Here is a 16,587-nt window from a genome sequence, read left to right as displayed (position 1 = left end):
CGAGACGAAAAAAAGCCGGTTGGAGCACAAGGCCGAGATTGGCCCCGCCCTGGTTGGCCCCGCCCTAGTTGGTCAGTGAAAACTCATTCGCCAGAACACGCGACAGATTGTCGAAATCGCAGGGTTTGGAGACGACCGTCAGCCCGTCGAGTTTCGCGCGAACCCCAGGTATCTCCGCATATCCGCTGCAGATCACGAAGGGTATGTTTGCCGCCTTGAGCTCCTCAATGACGGGTAAGGACAATTCGCCTCGCAAATTCAGATCGATGACGGCGCCATCCAGATCGGTGGCGTTTATTTTCTCCAGGGCGGCACCAATGTGCGAAACCGGCCCGACGACGTTAACCCCCAGATCGGAAAGAAAATCCTCCATATCCATCGCCAGAAGCGCATCGTCCTCCAGGACGAGGATTTGTTTTCCCTGAAAATTATAGCTCATCGTTACCGCATTCTCGTCATTTTGGCTCAGTTCGGATACGTCCAGTCAACCTTGCACAACCCTTAAGTCTCCTGCTGGTTCCCTCCATAAACAAAAAGAAAACAGTCGCCTCCGGTGTCGTCCTACTCTAGTTTGCACAATTAATTCGTGCCTACCGGGAATGTAGTTCTGTGACTGGTTTTTCACCGTTTGCCCAACGAAGCCTTTTGATGCTTGCCGTAGGTGTAGCTATTTTGATTGGCATGGTCTCCATGTCGTTGTGGCTGGTGCAGGTGAATAACCGCTATTCCCAGGAAACAGCGGAACTCCGCCGTTTTCGTGCCGCTGTTTTGGATGTGCTGACGACGATGCAGGACATCGAGACCGGCCAGAGGGGATATCTGCTCACGAATAATCGCGATTATCTGGGGCCTTATGAAGAAGCCCTGCGTGATTTGCCCCAACGCCAGTCAAGACTTTTCGATCTTCTGAAGGAAGAGGAGCAATACAAGCAGTCTCTTTCGGGCCTGAGGCAGGCGATCGATGCGAAGCTGGCTGAGACCCGCGAGACCATCGATCTGCAGCGTTCGGGCCGAATAACGGAGGCGGTTGAGGTCGTCCGCAATAATGACGGCAAACGCTTCATGAACGAGATCAGGATTATTCTGTCGGACTTGCAATCGGATACGGATGATCGGCTGCGGATCATCGTTGCGGATCAACTCGGGGCTGCCAATACGCTGCGCTGGGTAACGGTCGGCGGTGCGTTCGCGATCCTCATTGTGGTCGGTGGTTCGATCTTCCTCGTCTTTACCTATGTCCGTGCCCTGAACAGGTCGCGGGAGGATGTTGGTGAGCTCAATCGTCATCTTGAAGAACGTGTCGAGGAAAGAACGCGGGATCTTCGCCGCGCCAATCAGGAAATCCAGCGCTTCGCCTATATCGTGACGCATGACCTGCGCGCGCCGCTCGTCAATATCATGGGCTTCCTCTCTGAATTCGATACGTCGCTGAAGCCGGTGACACGTTATGTTCTCGCAGATGGCGAGTCGCTGCCGGAGGATGTTATCCGTGAGGCGCGGCTGGCGGTTGAAGAGGATATTCCTGAGGCCATCGGCTTTATCCGCTCGTCCACGCGCAAAATGGATCAGCTGATCAACGCCATCCTGAAAATATCCCGTGACGGCCAGCGAAAGCTGCAGCCGGAAAAGGTCGATATCGAAACGTTGCTTTCGTCGCTGTCCGAGACGGTGCGCCACCAGATCAACGCCAATGGAGGCGAGATCGAGGTCGATACGCCGAAGCTGACGATCGTGACCGACCGGATATCTCTCGATCAGATACTCGGAAATCTCTTCGATAACGCGGTGAAATACCAGATGCCTGGTCGTCCACTGAGACTGACGGCCCGGGCCTATCCGGCCGGACGGGGTGCGATATGCATAGAGGTCGCAGACAATGGGCGCGGTATCGGCGAACAGGATCTCGAACGGGTTTTCGAGCTCTTTCGCCGTGCGGGCAGTCAGGATCAGCCGGGTGAGGGCATCGGTCTCGCGCATGTTCGTTCGCTAATCAGAAATTTAGGAGGTGACATTAAAGTCGAGTCTAAACTTGGTGAGGGCAGCACGTTTGTCCTGCTGATGCCGAGTGACCTCAGACGCGTGACGAAGGAAAGCGAAAAATGAAAGCGACCGGTCAGGAAGTAACGATCGTGATGATCGAAGATGACGAAGGCCATGCCCGGCTGATCGAGAAAAACGTGCGGCGCGCCGGCGTGAACAACGAGATCGTGCCATTTACGCTCGGCGCCAAGGCGCTGGACTTTATATTAGGCGAAAGTCGGGATGGGCTTGTCAGCAAGGACCGTTATCTTCTCGTCCTGCTCGATCTCAATCTCCCCGATATGTCGGGCCTCAATATTCTCGAGCAGATCAAGAGCAATGAATATACCCGCCGTTTGCCCGTGGTTGTTCTCACAACCACCGATGACGAGACAGAAATTCAGAAATGCTATGATCTCGGCGCGAATGTTTATATAACCAAGCCGGTCGATTATGAGGGCTTTGCCAATGCCATCAAAAATCTCGGCCTGTTCTTTTCCGTAATTCAGATACCTTGAAGGCATGATGGCTTTGCGCGTTTTGTATGTCGACGACGACCCGGCTCTGGCGCGGCTTTCCAGCCGCGTTCTTGGTCGTCACGGTATGGAGGTGGTTCACGCCACCTCCGTTGCTTCCGGCCTCGAGCTTTTTCAAAACGGGCAGTTCGATGTGGTCGTTCTCGACCACTATTTCCAGACTGCGACGGGCATGGAATTTCTCGCCGCAATCCAGACGATACCGGCAAGGGCGCCGGTTCTCTATGTGACGGGATCCAACGAGGCCCAGATCGCCATAGACGCACTCAAGGCGGGTGCTGCCGATTACGTCATCAAGAATGTCGGGGACGATTTCTTTCCGCTTCTGCTCACGGCTATCGAGCAGGCATTGGAAAACCATCGCCTGCGCCAGACGAAGGAAGAGGCCGACCGTTTGCTGGTAAAGGCCAAAGAGCACGCGGAAATGATGGTGAAAGAGATGAACCATCGTGTCGCCAACAGCCTCTCGCTGGTGTCGGCCATGATCCGCCTGCAAATAAACACCGTGAAATCGCAGGAAGCGGAAACCGCTTTGTTGGAAACGCAAAGCAGGATTTCAGCCATCGCCGGCGTGCATCGCAGTCTTTATAATACTGCCAATGTCGGTCTCGTATCTCTGAACTCCTATCTGACTTCCATCATCGGCGACCTGTTTCAGGCGGTGCCCGGCTCTTCTTCCGTCACGGTCGAGACGTCGCTTTGCGAAATCGATCTCAAGGCGGATCATGCCGTTGCGCTTGGTGTCATCATTACCGAGCTTCTGACCAATGCGCTGAAATACGCCTATCCCGACCAGACCGGCGTGGTTCGCGTCAATCTCTCTGAAGAAAACGGGCAATTTGTCCTCGTCGTCGAGGATGACGGGGTTGGCGTTCAGCCCGAGTCGACACCCCGCGGCACCGGCCTTGGTACCAAGTTGATCATGGCGATGGCGCAGAATATCGGTGCCCGTGTCGAGCAGACCCATACGCATCCCGAGCTAAGGCAGGGAACGCGTTTTGCGATGATATGGCATGAGAAGCGGTAAGGATTGATTTTCCCGCCTTTACCAGCACCAATGATGAGCGGCGCATAAGCTTCTCTCAAGTGATGCTAAAACCGGTTTGAAACCTCACAAATGCCGTGCGGTGCCGACAGCGATGACCGGGCCGGTTGCCTGACCCGTCGGCGAGCCTCCAAAGGGTTCCACGCTGATCGCGAAGGTCGTACCATCCGTTATGTTGCCGCGCATGTCGGCGGGAATGATGAGGTCGCCGTTCGTGCCGGGCTGGAAAACGCCAAGCGAGCGTGTCTTGCCGCCATCCATGACCAGCCACAATTCCAATGATTTTTCGTCCGTCTTGCCGGTTGCGACGGGCACGATGTGCATTCTTCCCGATTCCGAATCATAGGAAGCGAGAAGATTGACCTGGCTGTCGGTTGTCGCGAGTTCGGCCACAAGCGGCGTGGTGCCCTGCCATTGGTCGGGGAAGGCAGCATAAACGACGGCAGCCACGGCGGTTGCGCTGGTGGCCACTGATATCCAGCGCCAGAAGGACGCGGAGTTCCAGAGACTGCCATTGGTATTGACAGCCCTGCTGCCAAACAGGCGCTCTTCGATGCGGGCGAGGACGGTCGGGCTCGGCGTCTGTTCCAGATATTCGGCGTTGAAGTCGGAGAATTCCGCTTCCCAGCGCCGCACGAGTTGCGCGAAGGCTTCCTCGTCCTGAATGCGCCTTTCCACCTCGCGACGCTTTTCGAGCGACAGAACGCCCAGCACATATTCGCCGGCGAGGATTTCATCGCGCGCGTGCATTCCGCCGCTCTGGTCGCCCGTTGTCATCGCTGCATGCACTCTCTGAGTTTGAGAAGACTGCGCCGCAGCCAGGTTCTGACCGTGTTCAGCGGTACGCGCAATTCATCGGAGAGTTCAAGATAGCTCAAACCTTCGACATAGGCACGACGTACTGCCTGTGCATGTACAGTCTCAAGTTCCCGCATGCAGTCATCAATCCTGCGGCCTTCATCCACCAGAACGACCTGCTGCTCCGGATCACGGATGCTCTCGTCGACAAGATCATAGGCCTCGTCGATGTCATCGCTTGCGGGCTTACGCGCACGGATGGTGTCTATCGCGTGGTTGCGGGCGATGGTGGCAAGCCATGTCGCCGGTTTGCCGGCACTCACGGCAAATGTTCGGGCGCGCTGCCAGACCTTGATATAGATTTCCTGCAGCGCCTCTTCGGCCTCCGTTCTGTCCCGCAGGATTTTCAGGCAGATCGCAAAAAGCTTCGGACTTGTAGCCTGGTAAAGCGAGACGAATGCCGAACGATCACCCATGCCGACGCGGTTGATAAGCGTTGCGATCTCTGTGCCCTGCATTCGAACCTTCCTTGCTATCCTTTCTTTATAGGGTCGTCTTTCGGAGGAAGACAAGAGATGCTTGGGGTCTTCGCTATAGACGCGCCCTTTTAGCGTCGAGTGCAAGCCGCAGGTTATGACAAGTGTCATGACAGGCCCGCCGAGTTTTCAAGCGGGCCGACGAGGCGCACCGTGACGAGATAACCGATGACGGCTGCTGCCGCGGACACGAAGGTTCCCCACAGTAGATCGGCAACAGTCAGGGTGGTGGACCAGTTCTTCAACGTCGCCTGATTGGTGAGGTCATAGGTGGCATAGGCCATGAAGCCGACCGCAGCGCCATAAAGCAGAGCCGTGGTCCATTCGCCCGAAATCAGAGCCGGGCGCACGGCGAGAAAAGTGAGGCCGGCGGCGTAGATCAGATAAAAGACGATCGCCGGGGCAAGGCGGAAATTATCCGCCAGAAGATCGCCGATGGCCGGCCGATAAAGTCGCGACGCCATGGTACTCAGCCAGATGAAATCGATTACCAGAAAGGCAACGAGAGTGAAGAAATAGGCGACAAGATAGGTCTTCATCAGTGTTTTCCTTTACGAGGCATTGAGAAAGCGGCGAGCGCTAGTCGATCCTGGTCCAGCTTATGCCCTTGCATAGCAGGCCGGCGACGATGCAGCCTTTCGTGGTCATGTTATTGCCCGCGACCGTTACTGTTATCTTGTAGGATTTGTCCCGTTGCGGGTCGAAGGCGGTGCCGGAATAACTGCCCGCCTCGCTCTGTTTGATATCCATGATCAGGCGGTCGCCGGTCTTTTCTTTTGCGGTGCCGGGTTTGATCCATGTGTTCGTCGCACATATTTTCTCGCCGCAGGGAGCGATCAGCACTTTCGCCTTGCCGTCGCCGCGCGCCCAGTTACCGTCGATTTCGCCTGCTGCCGCACTGAGGCCCACCAGCGTCGGGAGGAGGGCGGATACAATTGCCAATATACTGATTATCATCGTCTTTCTCCGCTTGTTCGCCCCGCCTCATCCGTGTTCTATCGTGTACAGGCCGACATTTATGGTTCCCTCGGCAAAACCCGCTTCGCAGTAGCAGAGGTAATAATCCCAAAGCCGCCGGAAGCGTTCATCGAAGCCTAGCAGGGAAATCGTTTGCCACCGGGCGTGGAAACGCTGGCGCCATTCTGCCAGTGTGAGCGCATAGGACTGTCCGAAAAGCTCCGTCTCCGTGAGTTTCAGGCCGGCTTGTCCGACGGCTTTTTCAAGCGCTGAATCGGATGGCAGGAAACCGCCCGGGAAGACGTATTTCTGAATGAAGTCAGCCTTGCGCCGATAGGTATCGAAGCGGCTTTCGTCAATGGAGATGATTTGCAGCACCGCACGGCCGCCGGGTTTCAGGCAGCGTTTCAGCGTTTCGAAATAGCTTGGCCAATAGGATTCGCCGACGGCCTCAAACATCTCCACCGAGACGATATTGTCGAATTGACCCTGCACGTCGCGGTAATCCTGCAGCCGAAGATCGATCCGGCCAGCCTTACTTTCTTTCTCTGCTGCATTTTCTGCCCAGCGCAACTGGGAGGGGGAAAGGGTGATGCCGGTCACATCGGCATTCTGTTGCGTGGCGAGGTGGATGGCGAGTGCACCCCAGCCGCAGCCGATTTCGAGTACGCTGTTATTTCCGGTTAGCTGCAGCTTCTCGGCAATACGCTCGAGTTTCTTTCGTTGTGCGGCTTCGAGGGTGGGCGTGGTGTCGTCGAAAATCGCCGAGGAATAGAGCATCGAGGGATCCAGCCATTGCCGGTAGAACTCGTTGCCGAGATCGTAATGTGCTTCGATATTACGGCGGCTGCCGCGTCTGGTATTGGCGTTCAGAGCATGTGCCATGCGGTTGATGAGGCGCATTGGCAGGCTGCCGCGCGTCGACCTTGCGAATGCATCTTGATTCTGAGCGGCGAAACGGATGAGTGCCGTCAGATCAGGCGTAGACCAGTCATTTTCGATGAAGCCTTCCGCGAAGCCGATATCGCCATTGACGAGCACCCTGCGGATGGCCCGCCAGTTGTGCAGAACGAGAATGGCCTCGCTACCTTCCTGATGCCCCGATTTTTCGATGGTTCCACCGCCGGGAAGGGTTACACGCAGGCGTCCGCGCTCGATATTGTTCAGCAGCCGGTTGATGAGCCATGTGCCCATGCCAGCACGACCGTTGAAGCGCGTGTTCTGTGCAGGTAGTTCCGAGAGATTTTCAAACGGGGTCATGAATTCTGGCCTCGATTTGCGACGATGAAGGATGAACGAAAGAGACAGGCTCGGCGGGCGGTAGCGGACGTTTTTTGAGCCGCACGCCCTTCAGCCAGATTTTAAGGGCTTCCCAGTGAATGCCGAGAACGACTTTCAGCGTCAGGAAGGGGATCGTCGCGAAGGCTTTCAAAAGCGCGCCATCGGTGAGTTCGACACGCCGGCCAAGGTGCCGGGCGGTGAGGACGATGCCGTCATCGTCGAAAGTTTCGATGACAATCTTAAGCCTGTCACCTGGCGGGACGACGCGAAAAACATAACGGAGGTCCATGTCCATGAAGGGCGAGACATAAAAAGCCTTGTCGCATCGCTGGACGATCTCGGTCTCTTTGCCGATTTCCACCGGGATCAGATAGGAATGCCGTTGCCCGAAAGTGTTATCCACCTCCCAGAGGATGGCTTTCAACGACATGTCGCGTCCGTAACAGAAGAATACGCTGAGAGGGTTGAAAGCCCAGCCGAGCAGGCGCGGCATGGTGAGAAGGCGAATAGGCCCTCCATCCACGGCGATACCCGCCGCCGTCATCGCCGTCTCTATCTGTCGGCGCAAGCCAATCGCGCTGCCGTCGCCACGGTCCCTGCGATGAAATGAAAACAGGTTGAACCGGTCTACGGAAAAAAAACGCAGGTTCCGGTCGAGCGTCTCCAGCTCATCGAGATCGAGAAGCAGCGAATAGATCCGGTAGGCCAGTTTGTGGGTTTTCGGCTTGAAGCGTGCATGGGTCACATGGCCCGGAAAAAGCGCTGACGTGAGGGGAGGTGTCATGCTGTCGCCTCCATGAGTTCCGTGTCCGTCGCAATTGTTTTCAAATTCAGGCGAATGATCCGGCTGCTATCGTCGGCAACCTCCCAGGGCCGTGTCACCCCGCCTAAATCTTCGGCGACCGCAAGGCCGGCCTGAAGCCCGTCCTCGTGAAAACCCGATCCGAAATAAGCGCCGCAGAACCAGCTGTTTCGCAGGCCCTGCAGAGCCCAAAGTTCCTGACGCATCCGTTCGGTGCCGGCGTCAAAAACGGGATGGTGATAGGTTTCTTCGGCGATGATCTTTCCTTGATCCGGTTCCCGGACCGGGTTCAGCGTTACGAAAATATCCGGGATTTCGCCCAACGGCTGAAGCCTGTTCATCCAGTAGGTGATGCTTGGCTGGCCCGCTTCAATGTGCGTATCGGCCAGATAGTTCCAGCTTGACCAGGCGGCGCGGCGACGTGGCATGAAACTGCTGTCCGTGTGAAGCACGGCGCGGTTTTTCGTATAGCCAAAGGCTCTGAGGATGCGCTGCTCCGCGGGCGAAGCGTCCACGAGCATGTCCAGCGCCTGATCTGCATGGGTTGCGATCACCACGTCATCGAAGCGGGCAGTTTTTCCGTCAGCCATGGTGAGTTCGACGCCGTGCGGCAGGCGGCGAATGCGCGTCACCGGTGTCGAGAGGCGAATTCGTTCGGCAAACGGTGCCGTAATGCGTTTTACATATTCGCGTGAGCCACCGACAACGGTACGCCAGACCGGCCGATTGCGCAGCAAGAGCAGGCCGTGATTGCGGCAGAATTTGATGAAATGCGCTGCGGGATAACGGCCGACCTCCATCGCAGGCGTGGACCATATGGCTGCCGCCATGGGGTAAAGATGATCGTCGCGGAACGCCGATCCGTACCGGTTGTGTGTGAGATATTCGTCGAGCGATATATTGCCCATCAAATGCAGGTCGCGGGGGGCATTGCGGTAAAACCGGAGGAGATCCGCCAGCATCGCCCAGAAACGTGGTCTGAGCACATTTCTCTTCTGCGCCAGCAGGCCAAGCCCGGTTCCGCCGGAATATTCAAAGTCGCCATTGTCCAAGGAGATGGCGAAAGACATGTTCGAGGCCGCGGTCGGTACGTCCAGCGTTTTGAAAAGCGCGGTGAGATTGGGGTAGGTCCACTCATTATAGACGATAAACCCGGTGTCGACATGAACCGGTCCATTATCCGTATCGAATCGCACCGTGTTGCTGTGGCCCCCGACGCGATCGGCCGCTTCGAATACCGTGACATCGTGCCGTTTCGACAAAAGCCAGGCTGCCGACAGACCGGAAATACCCGTTCCGACAATTGCGATGCGGCGCCGGCTATCTTTTTGTCTCGCTTCCTTGTCGGTCATCTATCCTCGCTATCGCATTACAGAAATTTGTCGTGGGACAGCGCAGATACGAGGCAGGAGTCGGATAAGTTTCAGGGGTCCGGTGTTTTTTAGAATCTTTTCCGAAACCTGAAACTCTTTTGCCGGTTCGATCGTATATGCCATCACGAAACCCGGTCTCCATCTGTTCAAACGGTGAGCGAAGTAGTGATGTTGTCTGTGATACTGACGCTTGCCATTCTCATGTCGCTTCTTATGGCAGGCGCGTGGGCGCTGCAGAGAGCAACCGGTTCGAGCGGCTGGATCGATACCGTCTGGTCGGCGAGTGTCGGGCTTGGCGGCGTTCTGGCTGTTTTATTCGCGGAAGGAGATGGCTGGCGGCGTGCGGTCGTATTTTTCCTTGTCGTGGTCTGGTCGTTGCGGCTTGCCGGTCACATCGGCATGCGCACGCGAGGCGGTGGAGAAGATCCCCGTTATGCCAAGCTGATCGAGGAGTGGGGGAGGGCCGCCTCTCTCAGACTTTTCATCTTCCTCCAGATACAGGCCATCGCCGCCTTCATTCTCGTTCTCGCGGTTTATCTCGCTGCCGGCAACGGCCAGGTTTTCCCGCGTGTCATCGATGTTTTCGCCACGGTGGTCGCTTTGACCGCACTGGCCGGTGAAGCGCTCTCGGATGCCCAGCTTTCAAAATTCCGGAGAACGCCGGAAGCGAAGACGGGTGTCTGCGAAACCGGCCTCTGGCGTTATTCCCGCCATCCCAATTATTTCTTCGAATGGCTTTTCTGGTGCAGTTTCCCGCTGCTTGCCATTCAGGAACAGGTCTTGTCCTGGGCGTCGCTCGCCGCACCCGTCATGATGTACTGGCTGCTCGTCCACGTCTCCGGCATTCCGCCGCTTGAAGAGCACATGCTGAAATCGCGCGGAGAGAAATTCCGCGCCCTGCAACGCCGCGTCAACGCCTTCTTTCCGGGGCCGCGCAAGAACGAGGAAACGCCATGAACATGCTTGCCTTCGCCATCAATGCCGCAGAACGCGCACCGCTCAATGACGGCGTCACGCTGGCTGGTATAGATATGCTCTGCGCACGAACGAAACGGCGGCTTGCAAATACTCCCGATGATGCCGAATTGGCCTTTGCAAAGGATATGGCGCAGTTTCCCATCGCCAGCCATACGGACGATGCAAACAGACAACACTATGAAGTCCCAGCCGAATTCTTTTCGCTCGCTCTCGGATCGCAGCGCAAATATTCCTGCTGTTATTATCCCGATGCCACGACGACGCTCGATGAAGCCGAGACTACGGCGCTCTCCGAGACTGTGGCCCATGCGGGGCTGCTCGATGGCATGGATATCCTCGAACTCGGCTGTGGGTGGGGCTCGCTCTCGCTCTATATGGCAGGCTGTTTTCCCAACGCCCGGATCACGTCGGTTTCGAATTCCGCATCGCAGCGCGACTACATCATCGGCTGCGCCCGGGAGCGGGGCTTTTCCAACCTTTCGGTGGTGACCGTCGACATGAATGATTTCACGACCGCCAATCGTTTCGATCGTGTCGTCTCGGTGGAAATGTTCGAGCACATGTCGAACTGGCAGAGCCTGTTTGAGCGCGTCCGTTCCTGGCTGCAGCCGGAAGGCAGGTTCTTCCTTCACGTCTTCAATCACCGTGACCGATCCTACCGCTTTGACCACAATAATCCGGCCGACTGGATCGCGCAGCATTTCTTTACCGGCGGCATCATGCCCGCTTTCGATCTGCCTCATCGTTTTGGGGAGATTTTCACCGTGGAACAGGATTGGCGATGGTCCGGTCTACATTACCGACGGACAGCTCTTGATTGGCTGGCGAATTTTGACCGGGAGATCGACCGTATCCGGCCGATCTTGAAGCGCGTTTATGGGAACGACGCGCGACTGTGGGAACGTCGCTGGCGACTTTTTTTCCTCGCAACCGCCGGACTTTTCGGGCATCAGGGTGGCGAGGTCTGGGGTGTAGGGCACTACCTTCTGGCGCCGACCTGAACCGTGAAGGGAACGGACGGCTCGCGAACGGGCCGGGTTCCGACCCGCTTCAACCAACCTCGAGAACTGAGTGTATTCGTTGCTTTTCCGCGTCGAGTTCACTCAGACGCACCATATGCGCCGTGATCTTCTCAAAGATCGAGGAGCGATCTTCTGTGGCAACACGTTCCAGGTGACGCAGGGCTGCGATGACCTCGATCAGGTCGATGCGCTCCTGTTCAAGTTTTTCAATATTCCACAGCATGTTTGCATGTCCCATTGGCATGCTTTTCAACGGCCTCTGCGAATAAAGGTTCAAATCATTAGAATTTAAGGTAAATTTTATCCTATCGGCTGCGGCACCGCATGCCGCGGCCGGTTTATTGGCAAATCGATCAATGGGGAGAGCGACACTGCTCCCGCGCGCCTGCCGCTGCCATAAAACTATTATCTGTCGGATGGTATGAGGCGTATCGCGCTGCACACCATTTGACGTGGTTGATTTCGGTCTGTGACAGGGCATAACCGTTGGCGGTAGCTTCTTCACCCTTACCCGCAGCAAAGGCGGATGCGGAATTAGCGCGGCCATTTGTGTTGTCTGCCTGTTCCTGCTGCTGATAGGCCGGTTGTATAAGGCTCAGCGCGTGGGCAGGCACGGTGGCGGCGGTAGATATCGCGACGCCAAGAGCGAGCGCGGAGATGGTCTTCGGCATCCTCAACATCGATAAATCCTCGTTATTCGTTCGAGATGCTAACGAAAACTTAGGAAATTCGTTCCGAAGAAGGGTTGACCGCACACGAATACGTGATTCTCAAGGCGAGCGCCTATCGCGCTCGCGACGATAGAACCCGTGTTGTCACAGGTGGCTGACAGAGGGCGCTGATGGCGACGGCGTGAGGGCGTCGTCTGGATAAATATGACGCGCCAGGTGAGCGCATGTCGTTTGCCGTCAATCGGACTTTTTTCCTTACCGCACTGCTCGTTGACAAGTGGAAAATCCGGTCGGATAGTCGGCCGGCAATCATGCAACCGGGAGTCTTCAATGTTTAACAGGGTTGTCATTCTCTCATCATTTGCGCTGCTGGCATCGGCGGCGTTTGTCTCCCCCGCAGCCGCACTCACCATGAAGGAGTGCAGCGTGAAATATCAGGCCGCGAAAGCCGACGGGTCCGCCAAGGATGTCAAGTGGAACGACTATCGCGCAAAGTTCTGTGGCAGTGACGCAGCCGCTGAAGATGCCGCCGATGACAAGCAGGTCGCGGCCACCACCGAAAAAGAACCCGCAAAAGCGACGATAAAGGCCCCAAAGGGGGTCGCTTTTCCGAGTGCTGTCGATAAGAAATATTCAAGCGAGACGCCCGGAAAGGCCCGCCTGAAGACCTGCGTCGACTCCTATCACAAGAACAAGAATGACGGCACGCTCGGTGATCTGAAATGGATCCAGAAGGGCGGCGGCTACTGGAGCCTCTGCAATACCGCTCTCAAGAGCTGAGACGGGCAGGAGCGGCGGCCAATGGTCGTTGCTCCGGCATCGCTGCGTTTCCGAAACGGCCTTGGCTAACGCATGTGCCGAATCGGCTGCGATTATTCGCGCATGAGGTTTTGCCGGCATAGCTTGAACATGAGGATATCTTGCTCATCCGTAATCAGGAGCTGATCGCGGATGAGCGGGTTTCTTGTGGGCCGGAAACCACGGCATGGGCAACCCCGTTTTCGGGCGGGTAAAATCTGCGAATGGGTTAGGATTCAGTCTCTTGATAGAAAGAGTTGATCCTGCGGCTCGATCCGCATCCAGCAATTTAAACGACAGCGGCTGTCCGATGCGGCTGGTCGGCAATGTGGGCGGATGACCAGACGATTTCGAAATTATCTCACCGTGCTGGCCATATCGCTGCTGATGTGGACGGTGATACTCGGCGTTGTCTATTGGCTGTTTCGATAATTGCGCCGCAGCTTGCGGGCCGCGGTGAGAATGCTGCGATACGGATGCTGTAACCAACTCTGACGATACTTCCGCCGCGTATCCGCAAAAATCTGACCTGTGACGGGCGGCCGCCTCATTTCGGCTTTGCCGCCGTGTCCCTATGGTTCGGTACAATCAGGAAAGGGTCGTCATGAAAATAACCGTTGCCGCACCATGTGCTGCCGCCTTTGCTTTATCGATTGCTACCGGCGCTGTGGCGGAAGACCTTGTGATTCCGCTTCCGAAAGACACGGCGGTCGAGAAGGTGGAGACCACCTATCAATGTGCTGCCGACCGGGTGGAAGCCGTCTATTTTAATGCCGGCGATGTCAGCCTCGTGCGGCTGGGGCTGAAAGATGGTGTCACCGTCGCTGCAAATGTCATTTCCGGGTCGGGCGTCAAATATCAGGGCGGCGTTTATGTTTGGTGGTCGAAGGGTGACGAAGCCGATCTCTATGATCTGATGGCCGATCCGGACATGAAGAGGCCGGTTCACTGCGTGGACGTCAAGAAGTCCTGATCGCCGGAGATATTCCCCTTGAAGGAGCGGCGGCAGGGCGGTTTCTGAAAACCTTGCCATGCCGCCGGTCAGCGTGGGAGTGCGGCGCGTTCAGCCAAGAACGAGCGACGCAAGAAGCGCCAGCAGGATTAGAGAGCTGGCGACAACGCCAAGCTTCATCCGGCGAAGGCGGCGGGTACGCCCGCCGCTCCAGTCATAAGCCATTGGCAGCTCTACCTTTCTTTTTATTATTATGACTTATTGCCTAGCTCCCTAGGCTTGCCTGTGGCTGACCTCAATTGGCAGAATCCATCGGCGAAAAATCACGATTTCCCTGTTTGATCATGATGTTGCAGCAAGTGCTGCGATTGATTCCCGCCCTTTGTGAGTGCGGCGGCAGGAGGTGCTGATCCAACGGGCGCGCGTCATGAAAAAGGCCCGGAAACTGGTGTTTCCGGGCCTTTTCGGGAAGCATTGCTGCTGGCGGTCTCAGCCGAGATAGGACTGGATATAGGGCAGAACCTCTAGCGTGCCGTGATACAGCATGTTGAGCGCCACATAGATGATGACGATGAGGCCGAGATAGGAAATCCAGCGATAACGGTGCAGCAGCTTGGCGACGAAGTTGGCGGCGAGACCCATCAGCGCGATCGAAACGATGAGGCCGATGATCAGCACCGTCACATGTTCCTGCGCGGCCCCGGCGACGGCAAGCACATTGTCCAGCGACATCGAGACGTCGGCGATGACGATCTGGGTAGCGGCCTGGAAGAAGGTCTTGTGGCCCTTGGTCAGGTCGGCCTCTTCGTCCGTCACCTCGTCTTCGATGGAGCCTGCCGCCTCGCGCAGTTCCGTCCACATCTTCCAGCACACCCAGGCGAGCAGCAGGCCGCCGAACAGTTGCAGGCCGACGATGGCGAGGAGCTGCACGGTGACTGCGGCAAAACCAATGCGCAGAACCGTGGCGGCAATGATGCCGACCAGAATGGCCTTGCGGCGAAGATGGGCGGGAAGACCCGCGGCGGCAAGGCCAATGACGATGGCGTTGTCGCCCGCCAGAACGAGATCGATCGCAATGACCTGTAAGAATGCCGTGAAGCCGGCGGCTGTGAAGATTTCCATGGAATGGTCCTGAAACGGATAATAAGGACACGGGGGAAAGCGAAGGATCGATATAGAGCTCGGGCGGCGTGCCCTGCGTTTCGTTCCAATCGACCGTCTCCCCCGGCGATGGAATGTCCTTAAGCCATCATGCTGGTGCCGGTAAAGAAGTTGTGATGCAAATATCTCAATTAGTGATCGGCAATGCTTGGGGAGAGGGGTCGTCGGGCCTACCCCGACACACCCTCTCCAGGGGTTTAAATGTCGCAAAACATATACCATATACGCGGCTCGGGGCACGCTTGGAGCGCGCGTCAGGACGCTTTCACAATTAAGTCTTGCGCATTCGCTTACAAAGCCTTAAACGGCGACACCAAACCGGTTCGCCGGGAAATCGACTTCACGTTCACAGGAAGCAATTCACATGGCAAAGAGCAAGTTTGAGCGCAATAAGCCGCACGTCAACATTGGCACGATCGGTCACGTCGACCACGGCAAGACGTCGTTGACTGCTGCGATCACGAAGTATTTCGGCGAGTTCAAGGCGTATGACCAAATCGACGCCGCTCCTGAAGAAAAGGCTCGTGGTATCACGATTTCGACGGCGCACGTTGAGTATGAGACGCCTGCGCGTCACTACGCCCACGTTGACTGCCCCGGCCACGCCGACTACGTGAAGAACATGATCACCGGTGCTGCCCAGATGGACGGCGCGATCCTGGTTTGCTCGGCTGCCGACGGCCCGATGCCGCAGACCCGCGAGCACATCCTGCTTGCCCGTCAGGTTGGCGTTCCGGCCATCGTCGTGTTCCTCAACAAGGTCGACCAGGTTGACGACGCCGAGCTTCTCGAGCTCGTCGAGCTTGAAGTTCGCGAACTTCTGTCGTCCTACGACTTCCCGGGCGACGATATCCCGATCATCAAGGGTTCGGCACTTGCTGCTCTTGAAGATTCTGACAAGAAGATCGGTGAAGACGCGATCCGCGAGCTGATGGCTGCTGTTGACGCCTACATCCCGACGCCTGAGCGTCCGATCGACCAGCCGTTCCTGATGCCGATCGAAGACGTGTTCTCGATCTCGGGTCGTGGTACGGTTGTGACGGGTCGCGTTGAGCGCGGTATCGTCAAGGTTGGTGAAGAAGTCGAAATCGTCGGCATTCGTCCGACCTCGAAGACGACTGTTACCGGCGTTGAAATGTTCCGCAAGCTGCTCGACCAGGGCCAGGCCGGGGACAACATCGGTGCACTCGTTCGCGGCGTTACCCGTGACGGCGTCGAGCGTGGTCAGATCCTGTGCAAGCCGGGTTCGGTCAAGCCGCACAAGAAGTTCATGGCAGAAGCCTACATCCTGACGAAGGAAGAAGGCGGCCGTCATACGCCGTTCTTCACGAACTACCGCCCGCAGTTCTACTTCCGTACGACTGACGTTACCGGTATCGTTTCGCTTCCTGAAGGCACGGAAATGGTTATGCCTGGCGACAACGTCACTGTTGAAGTCGAGCTGATCGTTCCGATCGCGATGGAAGAAAAGCTGCGCTTCGCTATCCGCGAAGGCGGCCGTACCGTCGGCGCCGGCATCGTTGCTTCGATCGTCGAGTAATTTTCAGGCCTGAAACGGCTTGAAGGAAACCCCGCTGGAAACAGCGGGGTTTTTTGTTTTGTATTGGGGCTTGGAAGAGGGGTGGCTTTCGCTCTTCGGCCCGGGCTGCTACTTCATT

Annotated in this window: 19 protein-coding genes; 8 read left to right on the top strand and 11 right to left on the bottom strand. The window is 56.7% G+C overall.

Annotated elements, in window-relative coordinates; translation table 11 throughout:
* Positions 1-64: 64 nt before the first annotated feature.
* Positions 65-439 (bottom strand): response regulator, encoded by a 375-nt coding sequence (locus GSF67_RS09075; protein ID WP_006316405.1) that lies wholly within the window; start codon positions 437-439, stop codon positions 65-67.
* A 209-nt stretch (positions 440-648) separates the two neighbouring features.
* Between GSF67_RS09075 and GSF67_RS09070 the strand changes: the two genes are divergently transcribed.
* Genes GSF67_RS09070 through GSF67_RS09060 form a run of 3 tightly spaced genes read left to right on the top strand, consistent with a single transcriptional unit; the run spans position 649 to position 3,582 of the window.
* Complete coding sequence (locus tag GSF67_RS09070) at positions 649-2,103, top strand: CHASE3 domain-containing protein (RefSeq protein ID WP_006316406.1); 1,455 nt, start codon at positions 649-651, stop codon at positions 2,101-2,103.
* Positions 2,100-2,537 (top strand): response regulator, encoded by a 438-nt coding sequence (locus GSF67_RS09065; protein ID WP_006316407.1) that lies wholly within the window; start codon positions 2,100-2,102, stop codon positions 2,535-2,537. Before GSF67_RS09070 ends, GSF67_RS09065 begins: the two co-directional genes overlap by 4 nt.
* 4 nt (positions 2,538-2,541) lie before the next feature.
* Entirely contained in the window at positions 2,542-3,582 is a 1,041-nt protein-coding gene (locus tag GSF67_RS09060; protein ID WP_006316408.1) for a sensor histidine kinase, read from the top strand.
* An 84-nt stretch (positions 3,583-3,666) separates the two neighbouring features.
* Here GSF67_RS09060 and GSF67_RS09055 read toward each other — a convergent pair whose 3' ends face one another.
* The 7 genes from GSF67_RS09055 to GSF67_RS09025 form a co-directional block, all read right to left on the bottom strand.
* The gene (locus GSF67_RS09055; RefSeq protein WP_035216843.1) at positions 3,667-4,377 is read right to left on the bottom strand and encodes an anti-sigma factor domain-containing protein; all 711 of its coding nucleotides are present in this window, start codon (positions 4,375-4,377) and stop codon (positions 3,667-3,669) included.
* The gene (locus tag GSF67_RS09050) at positions 4,374-4,916 is read right to left on the bottom strand and encodes a sigma-70 family RNA polymerase sigma factor (RefSeq protein WP_006316410.1); all 543 of its coding nucleotides are present in this window, start codon (positions 4,914-4,916) and stop codon (positions 4,374-4,376) included. The genes GSF67_RS09055 and GSF67_RS09050 overlap by 4 nt, the downstream gene beginning before the upstream one ends.
* Positions 4,917-5,041: 125 nt before the next feature.
* Complete coding sequence (locus tag GSF67_RS09045; protein ID WP_006316411.1) at positions 5,042-5,473, bottom strand: DUF2177 family protein; 432 nt, start codon at positions 5,471-5,473, stop codon at positions 5,042-5,044.
* A gap of 40 nt (positions 5,474-5,513) precedes the next feature.
* Positions 5,514-5,891 (bottom strand): DUF2147 domain-containing protein, encoded by a 378-nt coding sequence (locus GSF67_RS09040; protein WP_006316412.1) that lies wholly within the window; start codon positions 5,889-5,891, stop codon positions 5,514-5,516.
* A 27-nt stretch (positions 5,892-5,918) separates the two neighbouring features.
* Positions 5,919-7,151 (bottom strand): cyclopropane-fatty-acyl-phospholipid synthase family protein, encoded by a 1,233-nt coding sequence (locus GSF67_RS09035; RefSeq protein WP_006316413.1) that lies wholly within the window; start codon positions 7,149-7,151, stop codon positions 5,919-5,921.
* Positions 7,138-7,956 carry a DUF1365 domain-containing protein gene (locus tag GSF67_RS09030; protein ID WP_006316414.1) on the bottom strand — a complete coding sequence of 273 codons (819 nt, stop codon included), beginning with the start codon at positions 7,954-7,956 and terminating at the stop codon, positions 7,138-7,140. Before GSF67_RS09030 ends, GSF67_RS09035 begins: the two co-directional genes overlap by 14 nt.
* Positions 7,953-9,326, bottom strand: coding sequence for an NAD(P)/FAD-dependent oxidoreductase (locus GSF67_RS09025; RefSeq protein ID WP_006316415.1), 1,374 nt, complete (start codon positions 9,324-9,326; stop codon positions 7,953-7,955). Before GSF67_RS09025 ends, GSF67_RS09030 begins: the two co-directional genes overlap by 4 nt.
* Positions 9,327-9,515: 189 nt before the next feature.
* Here GSF67_RS09025 and GSF67_RS09020 point away from each other — a divergent pair, with 189 nt between their 5' ends.
* Positions 9,516-10,304 (top strand): DUF1295 domain-containing protein, encoded by a 789-nt coding sequence (locus GSF67_RS09020; RefSeq protein WP_006316416.1) that lies wholly within the window; start codon positions 9,516-9,518, stop codon positions 10,302-10,304.
* Positions 10,301-11,326, top strand: a complete 1,026-nt coding sequence (locus tag GSF67_RS09015) for a cyclopropane-fatty-acyl-phospholipid synthase family protein (protein ID WP_006316417.1) — start codon at positions 10,301-10,303, stop codon at positions 11,324-11,326. Before GSF67_RS09020 ends, GSF67_RS09015 begins: the two co-directional genes overlap by 4 nt.
* A gap of 49 nt (positions 11,327-11,375) precedes the next feature.
* Here the strand turns inward: GSF67_RS09015 and GSF67_RS09010 are convergent, their stop codons facing one another.
* Positions 11,376-11,570, bottom strand: a complete 195-nt coding sequence (locus GSF67_RS09010; RefSeq protein WP_035216845.1) for a hypothetical protein — start codon at positions 11,568-11,570, stop codon at positions 11,376-11,378.
* Between the two features lie 130 nt (positions 11,571-11,700).
* A complete protein-coding gene (locus tag GSF67_RS09005) occupies positions 11,701-12,027 on the bottom strand; it encodes a BA14K family protein (RefSeq protein ID WP_006316426.1) in 327 nt (108 codons plus the stop codon).
* Between the two features lie 321 nt (positions 12,028-12,348).
* On the opposite strand from GSF67_RS09005, the gene GSF67_RS09000 reads away from it, so the two are divergent.
* Together GSF67_RS09000 and GSF67_RS08995 are read left to right on the top strand one after the other, a co-directional pair.
* On the top strand, positions 12,349-12,798 hold the full coding sequence (locus GSF67_RS09000) for a hypothetical protein (RefSeq protein WP_006316427.1): 450 nt from the start codon (positions 12,349-12,351) through the stop codon (positions 12,796-12,798).
* Between the two features lie 622 nt (positions 12,799-13,420).
* Positions 13,421-13,789 (top strand): MliC family protein, encoded by a 369-nt coding sequence (locus GSF67_RS08995; RefSeq protein ID WP_006316428.1) that lies wholly within the window; start codon positions 13,421-13,423, stop codon positions 13,787-13,789.
* A 468-nt stretch (positions 13,790-14,257) separates the two neighbouring features.
* On the opposite strand, the gene GSF67_RS08990 is transcribed toward GSF67_RS08995, so the two are convergent.
* Positions 14,258-14,890 (bottom strand): TerC family protein, encoded by a 633-nt coding sequence (locus tag GSF67_RS08990; RefSeq protein ID WP_006316431.1) that lies wholly within the window; start codon positions 14,888-14,890, stop codon positions 14,258-14,260.
* A gap of 403 nt (positions 14,891-15,293) precedes the next feature.
* Here GSF67_RS08990 and tuf point away from each other — a divergent pair, with 403 nt between their 5' ends.
* On the top strand, positions 15,294-16,469 hold the full coding sequence (gene tuf / locus GSF67_RS08985) for an elongation factor Tu (protein ID WP_010971964.1): 1,176 nt from the start codon (positions 15,294-15,296) through the stop codon (positions 16,467-16,469).
* The last annotated feature ends 118 nt before the right edge of the window (positions 16,470-16,587 follow it).

This window comes from Agrobacterium sp. CGMCC 11546, from assembly GCF_013365515.1.
In the GTDB taxonomy this organism is placed as follows: Bacteria; Pseudomonadota; Alphaproteobacteria; order Rhizobiales; family Rhizobiaceae; genus Agrobacterium; species Agrobacterium fabrum.
Note: the sequence above shows the minus strand (reverse complement) of the source record. Positions and strands in the feature narration are given on the sequence as shown.

Coding starts and splice junctions, on each gene's coding strand:
- GSF67_RS09075 (WP_006316405.1), bottom strand. CDS start 439: ATGAGCTATAATTTTCAGGGAAAACAAATCCTCGTCCTGGAGGACGAT.
- GSF67_RS09070 (WP_006316406.1), top strand. CDS start 649: ATGCTTGCCGTAGGTGTAGCTATTTTGATTGGCATGGTCTCCATGTCG.
- GSF67_RS09065 (WP_006316407.1), top strand. CDS start 2,100: ATGAAAGCGACCGGTCAGGAAGTAACGATCGTGATGATCGAAGATGAC.
- GSF67_RS09060 (WP_006316408.1), top strand. CDS start 2,542: ATGATGGCTTTGCGCGTTTTGTATGTCGACGACGACCCGGCTCTGGCG.
- GSF67_RS09055 (WP_035216843.1), bottom strand. CDS start 4,377: ATGACAACGGGCGACCAGAGCGGCGGAATGCACGCGCGCGATGAAATC.
- GSF67_RS09050 (WP_006316410.1), bottom strand. CDS start 4,916: ATGCAGGGCACAGAGATCGCAACGCTTATCAACCGCGTCGGCATGGGT.
- GSF67_RS09045 (WP_006316411.1), bottom strand. CDS start 5,473: ATGAAGACCTATCTTGTCGCCTATTTCTTCACTCTCGTTGCCTTTCTG.
- GSF67_RS09040 (WP_006316412.1), bottom strand. CDS start 5,891: ATGATAATCAGTATATTGGCAATTGTATCCGCCCTCCTCCCGACGCTG.
- GSF67_RS09035 (WP_006316413.1), bottom strand. CDS start 7,151: ATGACCCCGTTTGAAAATCTCTCGGAACTACCTGCACAGAACACGCGC.
- GSF67_RS09030 (WP_006316414.1), bottom strand. CDS start 7,956: ATGACACCTCCCCTCACGTCAGCGCTTTTTCCGGGCCATGTGACCCAT.
- GSF67_RS09025 (WP_006316415.1), bottom strand. CDS start 9,326: ATGACCGACAAGGAAGCGAGACAAAAAGATAGCCGGCGCCGCATCGCA.
- GSF67_RS09020 (WP_006316416.1), top strand. CDS start 9,516: ATGTTGTCTGTGATACTGACGCTTGCCATTCTCATGTCGCTTCTTATG.
- GSF67_RS09015 (WP_006316417.1), top strand. CDS start 10,301: ATGAACATGCTTGCCTTCGCCATCAATGCCGCAGAACGCGCACCGCTC.
- GSF67_RS09010 (WP_035216845.1), bottom strand. CDS start 11,570: ATGCTGTGGAATATTGAAAAACTTGAACAGGAGCGCATCGACCTGATC.
- GSF67_RS09005 (WP_006316426.1), bottom strand. CDS start 12,027: ATGTTGAGGATGCCGAAGACCATCTCCGCGCTCGCTCTTGGCGTCGCG.
- GSF67_RS09000 (WP_006316427.1), top strand. CDS start 12,349: ATGTTTAACAGGGTTGTCATTCTCTCATCATTTGCGCTGCTGGCATCG.
- GSF67_RS08995 (WP_006316428.1), top strand. CDS start 13,421: ATGAAAATAACCGTTGCCGCACCATGTGCTGCCGCCTTTGCTTTATCG.
- GSF67_RS08990 (WP_006316431.1), bottom strand. CDS start 14,890: ATGGAAATCTTCACAGCCGCCGGCTTCACGGCATTCTTACAGGTCATT.
- tuf (WP_010971964.1), top strand. CDS start 15,294: ATGGCAAAGAGCAAGTTTGAGCGCAATAAGCCGCACGTCAACATTGGC.